Here is a 14,337-nt window from a genome sequence, read left to right on the forward strand (position 1 = left end):
CTACCGTTCCCGGTCCGCGAGATGGTGCTGCAGCTCGATGTGCCGGAACTGGTAGACGGCGCCGACGCGGCGGAGAACACCGCGTTGTTCGTGGGCGTCGGCCAGGAAGGCCATCAGGTCGCGGGGCAGTCCCGCGCGCAGCACCAGTTGCCAGCGGGCGACGGCGTAGCGGCTCCAGGCTGTCTGTCGAAGGCCCACGGCCAGGCCCATCAGCAGGGCGGGGATCAGTCCGGAGAGCGAGAGCCAGCCGTAGCCGTCGGTGAACAGCGTGTCCGGGAACCAGAGTCGCGCAACAGTGAGGACGCTCAGGTCCTGGGCGCCGAACACGGCGGCGAGCAGGAGCGCCGCCGTCACCGTGCAGGTGGCCAGGGTGCGACGGTCGTTGCGGAGCAGCGCGGCCGCGTCGGCCGGCCCGGCGAGGTCCACGGGGACGGCTCGCATCCCCTGGACGAGCATGCAGTTGAGCGCGAGCAGTGATCCCTGTTGCCAGGACTCCCAGACGGCTTCGAGCGGGTCGGCCGGGGCCACGTAGTAGCGGTTCACGTCCCCACCGAGCACACCCGTGAGCAGGCCCTCCGCCAGATAGACGCTCCCCATCAGGGCACCGGCCAGCAGCCCCATGGCGAGGCCGCGAGGGCTCCACACCCAGCGGATTCGGGCGACGGGGGTGCGTGGCGGTGGAGCGCCGTCCACACCGACGGCGCAGGCCGCCACCGTGAGCACGACCGCGCTGATGACCCCGCACGCGTTCCCGTACGCCGCCACGTACAGGAAGCCGGTCACCACTCCCGTCAGCAGTACTCGCCGGTCCCACGCCGCGGGCGGGCGCAGTGCCGGCCGATGTCCGACCGCGAGCCCGCAGCTGATCATCCCGGCCAGGGCCAGCGACCCGCTGTCCGCCAGCCGTTCCAGCACCAGAGCCGGCGTGAGGTGCCCGATCGCGGCGACCACGCTCATTCCGGCGGCGACGGCACCGGCCGCGATTCCGCCGACCAGCCCACCGCACAGACAGCCGGCCAGTACGCCGAGCCCGCCCCGGTCGCCCCAGTCCGGGGCGTAGGTCGGGTCGTGCGTGAAACGAAAGAGCACGGCAAGGGTCATCCCCTCGATCAGCCATGCCAGGCCACCGAGGACCACCCCGGCCAGCACCCGTGGCACCAGCCCCGACGCGGCCCCGTGCAGCTTCCACCACGCCACCTCCGCCGCCCCGTCGTACCCCCGCTCCATGTGCCGGGCGAAATACGCGAGCGCGGTGCGCGCCTGCACCGCCGTCCAACGGCTGGTGCGGCGCGGGTGCGGTCGGTAGGCGGCATCGACGAAGGCGTCAAAGAGATGAGCCGCCACCGCCGAGGAAGTCGGGCACCGCAACAGATCGGCAGGATCGGGCAGTTGCCCGGCCCCGGTCCCCCTGCACGGGCCGATCGCAAGGTCCGGAAGGGTCCCGGCACCCGTCCACGCGCCGCCCGACCGCCCGACCCCGGCCCTGGCCCCGGCCCCGTCCCCGGGCCTCGGGTTGTACGTGGCCCTGGCCAGCGACACCATCAGGGGGCTGCTGAGAGCCTGTGCCACCGGTGCCTCCGTGCCCAGTGCCTCGACCACCGGGCGCCAGCGCGTCGCGGCCTCCGTCGCCTCGCCCCCCGCGTCCCTCAGCAGATACGTGGCGACGTCGTCGGCTCGGAGCGGTTCGAGTCGGATGCCGGCCATGCCCGTGAGCCGTGCCGGCACTCCGTCCCGGGGCCGCAACGCCGCCCGGTACTCGGCGGGACGGCTCGACAGGACCATCCCGCATCCGTACGGCAACGCCTCGGCGATCCGGTGCAACGCCAACGCGCTCACGGCGACCGGGAGTTCGTCGAACCCATCGAGTACCGGCAGCACCAGCCTGCGGTCCAGCAGCAGCGCGGCAACGGTGACACCCCCGTCCACGGCCCCCAGCTCGGCATGGTCCTGCACCAGCCGCCGCTCCATCCACCCGCTCAGATCCTCGGCGGCCGGGTCCCAGGACGCGAGCGGAAAGAGCACCGGCACCGCCTCGCCCGCCCGCCGCCGCCCGATCAGTGCCAGCAGCAGTCGTACGAGCAGCACCGTCTTGCCCGACCCGGGATCCCCGAGCACGAGCAGCCGCCGCCCAGGAAGCCCCTCGAACAGCTCCCCGATCTCTCCCGCCCCGCCCCCGAGCGCCACCTCGGCCAGGCCGGCGTCCGCCGCCCGCCACAACACCGGCAACGGATACGGGTCCTCCAGCCGCCGCACCTGCGCCTCGGTCTCCCACTGCCGCCGTACGGCGACGGCGAGCCGGTCGGCCACAGCCTCGGGGCTCTCCGCCGCGGCGGCCTCCACCCGGTCCGCCCGGTACGCGCTCCAGGCCAGATACGCCCCCGCCCCGGTCGGCAGCAGCGCGGCGACCACGGCCGCGGGGTCCTGGACATACAGCGCCGCCGCCAGCGCCCCCGCGGTCCCCGTGCCGAACAGGACCAGGTACACGATCCCGACACGCCGTACCCGCGCCCCTGGGGCAACTCCGCTCACCCGACGAAGAGTTGCGCACGCGCCCCACGTCGGGCGCCCTGATCGACGTACCGCCACACGAGTGAGTGAACAATCCCGCCGGTCATCGGACTTCTCCTGGTCATCCGACGTCTACCCGGGTCACCGAGCCGCCGTAGTGACAGTCGTGCACGGTGATCCGGCACAGATCCGAGGAATGGAGGGTGTTCCGGGGTGGCTAATGGGGCAGTGATGCGTTCACTCCCCCGTGCAAGGGGGCTGCGGACGCCCCCGTTGGACGCCGTAAGGTTGGGGCGTACGTGAGGGCACATCGGAAGGAGGCACTGGGTGATCGAGCTCGAGGGGGTACCCGAGCTGATCGACCCGGTCATGGTGGCCGCGTTCGAGGGCTGGAACGATGCCGGCGACGCCGCCTCCACCGCGGTCGCGCATCTGGACAGGGAATGGAAGGGCGAGGTGTTCGCGGCGCTGGACGCCGAGGACTACTACGACTTCCAGGTGAACCGCCCCACGGTGTGGCTGGACGGCGGTGTACGGAAGATCACATGGCCGACGACCCGCCTCTCGGTGGTCCGCGTCGGCGGCGACAAGCCGCGTGATCTCGTACTGGTCCGAGGTATCGAACCGTCCATGCGCTGGCGCTCGTTCTGCAACGAGCTGCTCGGCTTCGCCCACGAGTTGGGTGTGGAGCTGGTCGTGATCCTGGGCGCCCTGCTCGGCGACACCCCGCACACGCGTCCGGTCCCGATCAGCGGGACCACGTCCGACCCGGACCTGGCCCAGCGCATGGACCTGGAGGAGACCAAGTACGAGGGCCCCACGGGCATCGTCGGCGTCCTCCAGGAAGCGTGCACGCACGCGGGCGTACCGGCGGTCAGCCTCTGGGCGGCCGTCCCGCACTACGTGTCGCAGCCGCCGAACCCGAAGGCGACGCTGGCGCTGCTGAACCGGCTCGAGGACCTGATCGACGTACGCATCCCGCTGGGCGAGCTGCCCGAGGACGCGCGCGCCTGGCAGGTGGGGGTGGACCAGCTGGCCGCCGAGGACACCGAGGTCGCCGAGTACGTGCAGACGCTGGAGGAGGCCCGGGACACCGCTGAGCTGCCGGAGGCGACGGGCGAGGCGATCGCCCGCGAGTTCGAGCGGTATCTGCGCAGACGGGACGGCGGCGGCCCGACCCCGCCGGGCGGGCACGCGACCGAGGGCGGCGACGGTACGTATCTGCGGGACAACCCCGGCGGTCGTACGCGGCCGCCGAAGCCGCCGAAGCCGGGCGGCGGCGGCACGGACGACGAGGAGTCGTCGGAGGAGTGAGACGGAGGTGGGCGGTTCGCACCGCCCACCTCACGGTCACACCTTTGGTACCGCCACGACGTCGTACTCGGTGTCGGGCGTCGGTTCCACGTCGAAGCGGGCGTTGGGCAGATACAGCGTCTCGCCCCAGGCCGCGACGGTCGTCGGGATACGGAAGCGGGAGTCGGTGATCCTGACGACCGCCGTGCCCTTCGTGCCGGCGGCGTTGAGCCGGAACACATCGATCGCGTTCTGCTGCTGCTGGACGACGTAGAGGATCCTGCCGAGCAGCAACAGGCCGTCCCCGTTGGGTATTTTGGCCCCGCCGAGGTCGACGGCGCGGGCGACTCCGGTGCGCGGGTCGACCCGTTCGAGGGTGCCGCCGTCGGCGAAGGCGTTCACCACGAGCAGGGCCCGGCCGTCGGGGGTGCGCTCGATGCCGTTGGCGGTGAAGTCGTCGCCCTGGACCCAGTCACCGGTCAGCGGGACCGTCTCGACGCCCTTGGGCTCGCCGTGCTTGCCGAGGCCCAACCTGTAGAGCTGCGGCTTGAACGAGTCGGTGAACCAGGCGGCGCCCGGGGTGAGGATCACATCGTTCACGAAGGTGCCGCCGGTGGCGTACACCTTCTCGATCTCGCCGGAGCGGACGTGCACCGTGCGGATCTCGCCACTGTCGCCGCCGGCGAGGAACAGCCGACGGCCGTGCCCGTCGATCTTCAGGCCGACGGTCGGGTGCCCCGCGCCGAGGCCCTTGCTGATCACGGAGCCCCGGCCGGTGGCGAGGCTCGCCCGGTAGATGTCGCCGTTGGCGAGGGAACCGAAGTACGCGAAGGGTTTCGTGCCGATGGCGATGCCCTCGGGCTGGAAGCCGTCGGGCAGCGGGAACTGGTCGGGCCAGGCGCCCTTCGGTTTTTCGGCTGCGTGGGCCGTGCCGCCGAGCAGCGCTGCTCCCGTCAGCGCCGCGGTCGCGGTGAGAAGTCTTCGACGTGCGAAGGAACGGTCTGTGGGTGCCACTGTGCGTCCTTCTGCCAAGGGCCGACGGATGGCCGGCCGAACGGTCAACAAACGCTCTCACCCCATCACATGACCGTCACCTCCGCAGTCTTTGGCCGGATTGCCACGTGACATCTGTTTCAGGACGGATTGCACACGTTACCCAATTCAACTTGTTTTCAAACCGAGTTGGCGAACACGGGGTGGACGGGGCGCCGTCGGAGTGCTTGGTTGTCCCACGGAGGCTCACCACCCGCAACCAGGCACCCGCAAGGACCGAAGGGAGCGGAACCCGATGACCGACCAGGTACAGCCGGCGCAGGGCCCGGGAACGTCCGGGCCGGGGCCCGACGGAGCGGGATTCAGCTATCGAGGAGCCGAACAGGAACTGATCGTCGTCGCCCGTCCAGAGGCCCGGCTGCGCGCCCAGGCCGACGGCGTACGGTCGGCGGCGGGCGCCGACGTCTCGGCCCTCAACATGTTCCTCAGTGACGAACAGCTCGCTCTTGAACCGCTGTTCGGAAGCGAAGAAAGGTTACAGCAGTCGGCCGTCTCGGGCTCCGAGGACGTGCCCGACCTCGCGCTGTTCTACCAGGTGCGCGGCGACCGCAGCCGCGCCGAGGAACTGCGCTCGCGGATCGCCGCGCTGCCGGGTATCGACACCGCGTACGTGAAGCCGGGCGCCGTACCGGCCGCCCTCAAGCAGGTCGGCGAGGAGAGCGGGCGACTGAAGGAAGGCGCCCCGGTCACACCGGACTTCAGCAGCCGGCAGGGCTATCTGCGACCGGCCCCCGAGGGGATCGACGCCCACTGGGCCTGGCAGCGGCCCGGCGGGACCGGTCACGGCGTGACCGTGATCGACGTCGAGGGCTCCTGGCAGCTGGGCCATGAGGACCTGGCCGCCAAGCTGGCCGGTGTCGTGGTCGGCACCCCGCTGACCGACATCGCCTGGCGCAACCACGGCACCGCCGTGATCGGTGTGATCGGCGGCGACCAGGGCGAGCACGGCGTCACCGGCATCGTGCCGGAGGCGACCACCGCGGCCGCGTCCTTCCAGGGCATCGGCACCGCGGCCGCGATCCACGCGGCGGCGGACCGGCTCGGCCCCGGTGACATCGTCCTCGTCGAACTCCACCGGCCCGGACCGCGGTCGGAGTTCGCCGAGCGCGACGACCAGCGCGGCTACGTCGCCCTGGAGTGGTGGCCGGACGACTTCGCGGCCGTCCGCTACGCCACCGCCAAGGGCGTCCTCGTCGTGGCGGCCGCCGGCAACGGCGGCGAGTCCCTCGACGACGCGGTCTACGAGCGCCGCCCCGACGAGTTCCCGGCGTGGTGGCGCAACCCGTTCAACCCGTCCAACCAGTCCTCCGGTGCCGTCCTGGTCGGCGCGGGCGCCCCGCCGCCCGGCACACACGGCCGTGACCACGGACCGGACCGGTCACGGCTCGCGTTTTCCAACTACGGTGCCCGCGTGGACGCCCAGGGCTGGGGACGCGAGGTCACGACCACCGGCGGCTTCTGGGACAAGCCCGGCGACCTGCAGGGCGGGCCCGAGGAGATCGCCTGGTACACGGACACGTTCTCCGGGACCTCCTCGGCCTCCCCGATGGTGGTCGGCGCTCTGGCCGCGCTGCAGGGCATGCTCAGGGCGGCCGCCCAGGCACCGATGTCCCCGGAGCGTGCCCGCGCGGTGCTGCGGGCGACCGGGGCCCCGCAGCAGGACGCGCCGGGCCGGCCCGCCTCCCAGCGGATCGGCAGCCGGCCCGACATCAAGGCGGCGGTGACCCATCTGCTGCCGCACGCGGTCGGCTCCGGCCAGGCCGAGCGGTACTGGGACGAACTGCTGCCGTATCCGCGCGAACTCCCGCCCAGGCTCCGGCTGTTCGTGGCCGGCGGCTGGCGGAACCTGAACCACCCGTCCCCCGAGATCCGCCAGGCGGTGCACTCCGCCTTCGCGGGGGGACGCCCCGACGTCCGCGTCTGGTTCGCGGACGACGAGATCGTCGGCCTGGTCGTCACGGGCTGACGGTCGGCACATCCCAACCATCACAAGGGAAGGTGGCACCCGCATGAGCACCACCCCGCAGATGAGCCAACTGGGACAACAGCAGGGACAGCAGTTCCCGAGCACCTCGCCGTACCAGCAGCAACAGCAGCAGCAGCCGTTCGGCCAGCAGGGCTTCGGTCAGCAGGGCTTCGGCCAGCAGCAACAGCCGTACGGGCAGCAGGGCTTCGGCCAGCAAGGACAGCAGGGCCAGCAAGGTCAGCAAGGTCAGCAGGGCTACGGCCAACAGGGCCAGCAGCAACAGCCGTTCGGCATGGGTGGCGGCTCGCTGGAGCAGCTCCAGCAGCTCGGCCAGCAGCAGCCCTTCCAGCAGCTGCTCCAGCAGCTCGGTCAGCAGCAGAGCCAACAGGGGCAGCAGCAGGGCCAGCAACAGGACCAGCAGGCGCAGCAGATCGAGCAGCAGGTGCAGCAGCATCTCCAGCAGATCGTGCAGCAAGTGGTCCAGCAGGTCGCTCAGCAGGTCCAGGCACAGCCTCTGGCGGCCGGTGTGGCCAACGGCTTCATCGACATCATCCAGCCGCTCCAGGGCCAGCCGCGGCAGATCTTCCTGCGCATCAACAACCAGTTCCGGGTCCTCAACAACCCGATCCCGCAGATCCAGCAGCAGATCCAGGAGGCCTTCGCCTTCGGCCACCAGGTGATCGGCGTCTGGGACACCCAGTCCCCGAACGTGCTGCGCAGCGTCAGGATCCAGCGGCTCTGACCCGCGTCTGACGGCCTGACATGACAGAGGGCGCTTCCTCCACGCGGAGGAAGCGCCCTCGCCCCTGTTCTGTCTAGAGCGCTACGCCCAGCAGCGCGTCCACGGCCCGCGACACGAGACCGGGTGCGCCCTCCTCCGTACCACCCTGTGCCTGCTGGAGCGCCGCCCAGCGGTCCACGGCGGCCAGCGCGGTGGGGGCGTCGAGGTCGTTCGCCAGGGCCTCGCGGATCTCCTCCACGAGGGCGTCGGCGGACGGACCGTCGGGCCGGGAGACGGCGGCGCGCCACCGTCCGAGCCGGGCGACGGCGTCCTCGAGCACCTGGTCGGTCCACTCCCAGTCGGACCGGTAGTGGTGGGCCAGCAGGGCGAGCCGGATCGCGACCGGGTCGACGCCGTCGTAGCGCAGCTTCGAGACGAAGACGAGGTTGCCCTTGGACTTGGACATCTTCTCGCCGTGCAGGGCGACCATGCCGGCGTGGACGTACGCCTTGGCCATGGGGAACTCGCCGGTCAGCACCTGGGCGTGCGAGGCGCCCATCTCGTGGTGCGGGAAGGCGAGGTCGGAGCCGCCGCCCTGGACGTCGAAGCCCATGCCCAGGTGGTCGAGGGCGATGGCGACGCACTCGATGTGCCAGCCGGGCCGGCCGCGGCCCAGTGAGGCGCCGTCCCAGCTCGGCTCGCCCTCGCGGGCGGCCAGCCACAGCATCGGGTCGAGCGGGTTCTTCTTGCCCGGACGGTCCGGGTCGCCGCCGCGCTCGGCGGACAGCAGCCGCATGGCGGCGGCGTCGAGGTTCGAGACCTTGCCGAAGTTCGGGTCGGACTCGACGGAGAAGTAGACGTCCCCTTCGAGCTCGTAGGCGGCGCCCGCGTCCCGCAGCCGTTCGACGAGCGGGACGATCCCGGGTATCGCCTCGACCGCGCCGATGTACTGCTTCGGAGGCAGCATCCGCAGGGCGGTCATGTCCTCGCGGAAGAGGGTCGTCTCCTTCTCGGCGAGGGCGACCCAGTCGACGCTGTCCCGCTCGGCGCGCTCCAGGAGCGGGTCGTCGATGTCGGTGACGTTCTGGACGTAGTGAACCTGCCGCTTGGTGTCGAGCCACACGCGCTGAACGAGGTCGAACGCGTTGTACGTCGCCGCGTGTCCCATGTGGGTCGCGTCGTACGGCGTGATGCCGCAGACGTAGAGACGGGCGACAGGACCGGGGGCAAGGGAGACCAAGCCACCGGTCGCGGTGTCGTGGATCCTCAGGTCGCGGCCCTGACCAGGCAGGGCGGGGACCTCGGAAGCGGGCCAGGCATGCATGTCATGAGCCTAACCGGACGGATGTTCCGTATACGAACCGGACCGGGCCGGATGGCCGGTAAGGCGGTCTTGCGCGAAACGCGCCGCAGCGGTAACCGTGGCAGAACTGCCGGCCGGTGGGGGCTGGTCGCGCAGTTCCCCGCGCCCCTTCGGGGCGCGATGCCACCCGGTCTGCTCCTATACCGGCGGCCAGGGAATGGCCGGCCACTCCCCGCTCGGCTCCGGGTGCATTCCGGAGGTCAGGAGGGCGTCGACACGCGCGCGCGTGGCGTCGAGTTCGGCCGGGGTGATCAGTGCGGCCAGCCGGGTGGCCAGCTCCCCCGTCAGGGCTTCCCTGAGGTCTTTGAGTACGTCGACGGCCTCGCCCGGCAGCGGCTCGCCCGCCCAGCCCCACAGCAGGGTGCGCAGTTTGTTCTCGGTGTTGAAGGTCACGCCGTGGTCGATGGCGTACAGGCGGTCCCCGGCCGGCAGCAGATGGCCGCCCTTGCGGTCCGCGTTGTTGATCACGGCGTCGAGCACGGCCAGCCGGCGCAGCCGCTCGTCGTCGGCGTGCACCAGCAGCGCGGTCTTCCCGTCGCCGACCTCGGCGAACCCGATCGCCTTCCAGCCCGGCTCCGGCTCCTCCGTGTCGACGAGCGCCAGCAGCTCGGGACCCGGCTCGGCCTCGATCCACAGCTGGACCATGCCCTCGCCATAGGGTCCGTCGCGCAGCACGGTGGGCGGTACGAGCCCCCAGCCGGTCGCCTCGCAGACCTCGTACGCGGCGACCTCGCGCTGGGCGAGGGTGCCGTCGGGGAAGTCCCACAGCGGGCGCTCACCGCGTACGGGCTTGTAGACGCACGCGGCCTCCCGCCCCTCGTACGAGACGGCGCAGTACAGCACCGCGTTGGAGGCCTCGCGGATCTGTCCGCGCACCGTCAGCTCACCTCGGGTGAGCAGCTCTGCCGTGGTCACGCTCCGCGGCGGTATCCGTTCTGGCGCGGACATACGTGTCCTTCCGGGTCGAGCGGGAGACTGCACAGCGGACACGGCGGCCGCCCGGCGTTGACGACGTCCAGGGCACGCTTGGCGAAGGCTCGCGCCTGCGCGCCGGTGAGCCGGACCCGCAGCATCGGGGGGCCGTTCTCCTCGTCCTGGAGGAGCCGCTCCTCGGCCTCGGCGAGGTCCTCCTCGGAGTCGGCGTCGAGCTCCACAAGGGCCTGCGCCTCGACGATCATGCGCTGCTCCTCGCCGTCCCAGGCGAGCGCCATGGTGCCGACGCGGAACTCCTCCTCGACGGGGGCGTCCAGGGGGGCGGCGTCGGACACCTCGGTGGGTGCCATCGCCGGGACGGAGGCGCTGCCGCCACTGCGGCGCACGACCTCGTCCAGCAGCTCGTCCATCCGCTCGGCGAGTGCGGCGACCTGGGTCTTCTCCAGGGCCACGCTGGTCACCCGGGGGCCGGCGGAAGCCTGGAGGAAGAACGTACGGCGCCCGGGCAGTCCGACCGTGCCGGCCACGAAACGCTCCGGTGGGTCATAGAGGAACACCTGACGGGACACGTCCTGTCTCCATTGGAATCGTGGGTACGGCGCTGGTTCGACCGCTTCACCCTACTGCGCCCGACGATCACGGTGCGCCCGCACCACCACCGACCGTGGCATCGCCGGCGGGAGGCTCCTCGCGGGGGGCGAGCGAGGCGAAATCACCGGTGTCGCCGAGGCGCACGAGAAACGGCCGCAGACGGGTGTAACGGATCGCCGTGATGGAACACGGTTCTACGGAGATCCGCTGGAAGAGGTCGAGATGGAGTCCGAGCGCGTCCGCGACGAGCGACTTGATGATGTCGCCGTGCGAGCACATGAGATAGACGGCGTCGTCGCCGTGGTCGCGCTCCACGCGCGCGTTCCACTCGCGTACGGCCTCGGCGGCGCGGGTCTGCATCGCCCGCATCGACTCGCCGCCGGGGAACGCGGCCGCCGACGGGTGGGCCTGGACTACCTCCATCAGCGGCTCGTCCATGAGTTCGGCGAGCTTGCGGCCGGACCAGTCGCCGTAGTGGCACTCGCCGATCCGCTCGTCGGTGTGCGGGTTCAGCTCAGGACGGGCGTCGAGGAGCGGCTGAATCGTTTCCTGGCAGCGCTGGAGCGGGCTGCTGACGACCTCGGAGATCGGCAGCGCGGCGAGCCGCCCGGGCAGCGCGGCGGCCTGCGCGGCCCCGCGTCCGTCCAGGGCGACCCCGGGCGTCCACCCGGCGAGCAGTCCCTCGGTGTTGGCGGTGGATCGTCCGTGGCGGACGAGGATCAACGTGGGCATGCGGCCCAGCGTAGGCGTACGCGCGCGTGCGGCGGATTGCGAGCGACGGGAGAATACGCAGCGTGATCGTCGACTGTGCCATCTACAGGGACGGGCAACGCACCGACGGCCCCGAGGACCTGTCCGACGCCCTGGACCAGGCGCGGGCCGCGGGCGGGTTCGTCTGGATCGGGCTGCACGAGCCCTCGGAGCGGGAGTTCGACCTCGTCACCCGGGAGTTCGGGCTGCACCCGCTGGCGGTCGAGGACGCCCTGAAGGCCCACCAGCGGCCCAAGCTGGAGGTCTACGACGACTCGCTCTTCCTCGTCCTCAAGCCCGTCGTGTACGAGCCGGAGAGCGACCGGGTCTCCACCGGCGAGGTCATGCTCTTCATCGGCGACGCCTTCGTGGTGACCGTCCGGCACGGCGAGGGCTCGCCGCTCAAGGCGGTACGACAGCGCCTGGAGCAGGAGCCGAAGCTGCTCGGCACAGGCCCCACGGCGGTGCTGTACGCGGTCTCGGACGCCGTCGTCGACCACTACCTGGACGTGGCGACGGAGCTCCAGACCGACCTGGAGGAGCTGGAGGCGGAGGTCTTCTCGCCGGACGGCGGCGGTTCTCGCCACACGGCGTCGCGGATCTACACCTTCAAGCGGCAGATCCTGGAGTTCCGCCGGGCGACCGGCCCGCTGGCGCTGCCGCTGACCCGGCTGGCCGCCGTCGGCCAGTTCGGCTCGGGGGTGCCGTTCGTCAACGAGAAGGCGCGGCCCTTCTTCCGGGACGTCAACGACCACCTCACGCGCGTGAACGAGTCCGTGGAGGGCCTGGACCGGCTGGTGTCGGACATCCTCTCCGCGCATCTCGCGCAGATGAGCGTCCGTCAGAACGACGACATGCGGAAGATCTCCGCGTGGGCGGCCATGGCCGCGGTCCCCACGATGATCGCGGGGATCTACGGCATGAACTTCGAGCACATGCCGGAGCTCCACTGGGTGTGGTCGTATCCGGCGGTGATCGCGCTCATGGCCGCCCTGGAGGTGCTGCTGTACCGGCTGTTCAAGAGCAGGGGCTGGCTGTAGCGCCGCGGCTCAGGCGACCTCGGGGGCCGCGGTCGCCGGTCCGCCGAGGGCGTCGCGTCGCTCCGGCATCCGCAGGGAGACCATCCGGCGCCAGCCCGCGGCGCGTTCGTACGCGTACACGGCGTGGATGCCCGCCGCGAGGACGGCCGACTTCGCCCTCGGCCAGCCCAGGATGCGGCCCATGTGGGCCATGACCGCGAGACTGACGTCCCGGTAGACGCGGATCTCGCCGAGCGCGCACTCCCGAAGCGTCCGCTGGATGGCCCGGCCGTGCCCCGCGGAGGCGAAGCGCAGCAACTCCTCGTGGCAGTAGGCGAGGTGGTTGTCCTCGTCGTTGGAGATCATCCTCACGGCGCGGCCGAGGTCGGGGTGGTCGGCGAAGTGCTTGCGCAACAGTTCCATCTGCTCGGAGGCGCGCTGCTCGGTGACGCGGCTGTGGGCGAGGTAGGTCACGATGTCCTGCACGGTCAGTGCCTGGTCGGCCTTGAGCCTGTCGTGGGCGAGACCGATGCCGCTGTGCTCCAGGAGCATGGTGTAGTCGGTGTCGGACGGGACGGGGACGGGCTCGAGGCCGCGCTTCTTCATCAGGGCGAGGAAGATCCGCCCGTGCTTGTCCTCGTCCGCGCCGTGCCGGGCGATCTTGGGGGCGAGGGCGCGCTCGCCGTCCGGGACGAGCGCGGCGATGCGGGCGTTCTCCCAGCCGCCCTGCGACTCTCCGCCGGCCGCGATGGAGCAGAACAGGCGGAAGGACTCGTCGTTGTCGATGATCTCCTGGAACAGACTCTTGGCCGAAAGCATCGTGGGCACCTCTCTGCGGGACTCCGCGGCATTCCGCAAAGAACGAGTCAAATGCGGCGCGAGAGGTGCTGCAACAGCTGTGTCGGACAACTCCGCCAAAAGGAGGACCCCGGGAGTCACGACAGGGGCGTAACCACACGGGCGCAGGCGCGTTGTTCTGCGTGACGGCCGTGGCGGGGAAGACCCCCGAGCCCCCACCACGGCCGCAGAAACCTCCGGCGGCTCCGCCGCGTGTTACGCGAGTCCGGCCCGCTCCAGGGCCTCGGACCCGGCCCGCAGCCCGGCGATCCGCTCGTCGAGCGTGAAGCCCGCGGGAGCGAGGCTCAGCGTGGTGACGCCCGCCGCCGCGTACTCCTTCATCCGGTCCGCGATGCGGTCCACGGAGCCGAGCAGCGCCGTCTTGTCGATCAGGTCGTGCGGGATGGCTGCCGCGGCGCCCTGCTTGTCGCCGGACAGGTACTTCTCCTGGACCTCGGCGGCCGCCGCCTCGTAGCCCATGCGCTGGGCGAGCTGGTTGTAGAAGTTCTGCTTGGCGCTGCCCATGCCGCCGACGTACAGCGCGGTGTAGGGGCGGAAGGTGTCGGCGAGGGTGGCCACGTCCTTGTCCTCGCCGAGGGCGAGCGGGAGCGTCGGGTGGACGTCGAACCCGTCGAGGGTCTTGCCCGCCTTCGCGCGTCCCGCGCGCAGGTGCTTGAGCGTCGTCTCCTCGAGGTGCTCGGCAGACGGGAAGATGAGGAGCGCACCGTCGGCGATCTCGCCGGTCTGCTCCAGGTTCTTGGGTCCGATCGCGGCGATGTACAGCGGGATGTGCTCGCGCTCCGGGTGCACGGTCAGCTTGAGCGGCTTGCCGGGGCCGCCGGGCAGCGGCAGCGTCCAGTGCTCGCCCTCGAACGACAGGCGCTCGCGCGTCATCGCCTTGCGGACGATCTCGACGTACTCACGCGTGCGTGACAGCGGCTTGTCGAACTTGACGCCGTACCAGCCCTCGGAGACCTGCGGCCCGGAGACGCCGAGGCCGAGGCGGAAGCGGCCGCCGGAGAGCGAGTCGAGGGTGGCGGCGGTCATCGCGGTCATCGCCGGCTGGCGGGCCGGGATCTGGAAGATGGCCGAGCCGACGTCGATGCGCTCGGTCTTCGCCGCGACCCAGCTGAGCACGGTGGCCGCGTCGGAGCCGTAGGCCTCGGCGGCCCAGCACACGGCGTACCCGAGTCGGTCGGCCTCCTGGGCGACGGCGAGATTGTCCGCGTCCATTCCGGCGCCCCAGTAGCCGAGGTTGATGCCGAGCTGCATGGCCGATTCCCCTTACCCATCAGTAACGTCC

The 14,337-nt window shown here is 71.2% G+C and carries 13 protein-coding genes; 4 read left to right on the forward strand and 9 right to left on the reverse strand.

Annotation, left to right across the window (positions count from 1 at the left end; genetic code table 11):
- Positions 1–2,529, reverse strand: a complete 2,529-nt coding sequence (locus OHU89_RS11785) for an NACHT domain-containing protein (protein WP_405642212.1) — start codon at positions 2,527–2,529, stop codon at positions 1–3.
- Between the two features lie 306 nt (positions 2,530–2,835).
- Here OHU89_RS11785 and OHU89_RS11790 point away from each other — a divergent pair, with 306 nt between their 5' ends.
- Positions 2,836–3,822 (forward strand): PAC2 family protein, encoded by a 987-nt coding sequence (locus OHU89_RS11790; RefSeq protein WP_266894645.1) that lies wholly within the window; start codon positions 2,836–2,838, stop codon positions 3,820–3,822.
- A gap of 36 nt (positions 3,823–3,858) precedes the next feature.
- Here OHU89_RS11790 and OHU89_RS11795 read toward each other — a convergent pair whose 3' ends face one another.
- On the reverse strand, positions 3,859–4,815 hold the full coding sequence (locus tag OHU89_RS11795; protein WP_405642214.1) for a superoxide dismutase: 957 nt from the start codon (positions 4,813–4,815) through the stop codon (positions 3,859–3,861).
- Between the two features lie 274 nt (positions 4,816–5,089).
- Here OHU89_RS11795 and OHU89_RS11800 point away from each other — a divergent pair, with 274 nt between their 5' ends.
- Positions 5,090–6,820, forward strand: a complete 1,731-nt coding sequence (locus OHU89_RS11800) for a S8 family peptidase (protein ID WP_267016338.1) — start codon at positions 5,090–5,092, stop codon at positions 6,818–6,820.
- Here the strand turns inward: OHU89_RS11800 and OHU89_RS11805 are convergent.
- The gene (locus OHU89_RS11805) at positions 6,810–7,295 is read right to left on the reverse strand and encodes a hypothetical protein (RefSeq protein ID WP_405642215.1); all 486 of its coding nucleotides are present in this window, start codon (positions 7,293–7,295) and stop codon (positions 6,810–6,812) included. The two genes, OHU89_RS11800 and OHU89_RS11805, sit on opposite strands and share 11 nt — an antisense overlap.
- Between OHU89_RS11805 and OHU89_RS11810 the strand changes: the two genes are divergently transcribed.
- Complete coding sequence (locus OHU89_RS11810) at positions 7,296–7,562, forward strand: hypothetical protein (RefSeq protein ID WP_234441497.1); 267 nt, start codon at positions 7,296–7,298, stop codon at positions 7,560–7,562. It abuts the gene before it with no gap.
- Between the two features lie 73 nt (positions 7,563–7,635).
- On the opposite strand, the gene mshC is transcribed toward OHU89_RS11810, so the two are convergent.
- From mshC to OHU89_RS11830, 4 genes are all read right to left on the reverse strand, one after another.
- A complete protein-coding gene (mshC, locus tag OHU89_RS11815; RefSeq protein WP_266894637.1) occupies positions 7,636–8,865 on the reverse strand; it encodes a cysteine--1-D-myo-inosityl 2-amino-2-deoxy-alpha-D-glucopyranoside ligase in 1,230 nt (409 codons plus the stop codon).
- A 177-nt stretch (positions 8,866–9,042) separates the two neighbouring features.
- Positions 9,043–9,852 carry an SCO1664 family protein gene (locus tag OHU89_RS11820; protein WP_405642217.1) on the reverse strand — a complete coding sequence of 270 codons (810 nt, stop codon included), beginning with the start codon at positions 9,850–9,852 and terminating at the stop codon, positions 9,043–9,045.
- Positions 9,816–10,406 (reverse strand): DUF3090 domain-containing protein, encoded by a 591-nt coding sequence (locus OHU89_RS11825; protein ID WP_266894633.1) that lies wholly within the window; start codon positions 10,404–10,406, stop codon positions 9,816–9,818. The genes OHU89_RS11820 and OHU89_RS11825 overlap by 37 nt, the downstream gene beginning before the upstream one ends.
- A 67-nt stretch (positions 10,407–10,473) precedes the next feature.
- Entirely contained in the window at positions 10,474–11,160 is a 687-nt protein-coding gene (locus OHU89_RS11830; RefSeq protein WP_405642219.1) for a histidine phosphatase family protein, read from the reverse strand.
- A gap of 62 nt (positions 11,161–11,222) precedes the next feature.
- Between OHU89_RS11830 and corA the strand changes: the two genes are divergently transcribed.
- Positions 11,223–12,218: a magnesium/cobalt transporter CorA gene (gene corA, locus OHU89_RS11835; protein ID WP_405642221.1), complete on the forward strand. Its 996-nt coding sequence runs from the start codon at positions 11,223–11,225 to the stop codon at positions 12,216–12,218.
- 9 nt (positions 12,219–12,227) lie between these two features.
- Here the strand turns inward: corA and OHU89_RS11840 are convergent, their stop codons facing one another.
- Positions 12,228–13,016 (reverse strand): ferritin-like domain-containing protein, encoded by a 789-nt coding sequence (locus tag OHU89_RS11840; protein WP_405642223.1) that lies wholly within the window; start codon positions 13,014–13,016, stop codon positions 12,228–12,230.
- Between the two features lie 234 nt (positions 13,017–13,250).
- The gene (locus OHU89_RS11845) at positions 13,251–14,306 is read right to left on the reverse strand and encodes an LLM class F420-dependent oxidoreductase (protein ID WP_405642225.1); all 1,056 of its coding nucleotides are present in this window, start codon (positions 14,304–14,306) and stop codon (positions 13,251–13,253) included.
- Between the last annotated feature and the right edge of the window lie 31 nt (positions 14,307–14,337).

It is taken from the genome of Streptomyces sp. NBC_00019, assembly GCF_045041015.1.
Lineage (GTDB): Bacteria > Actinomycetota > Actinomycetes > Streptomycetales > Streptomycetaceae > Streptomyces.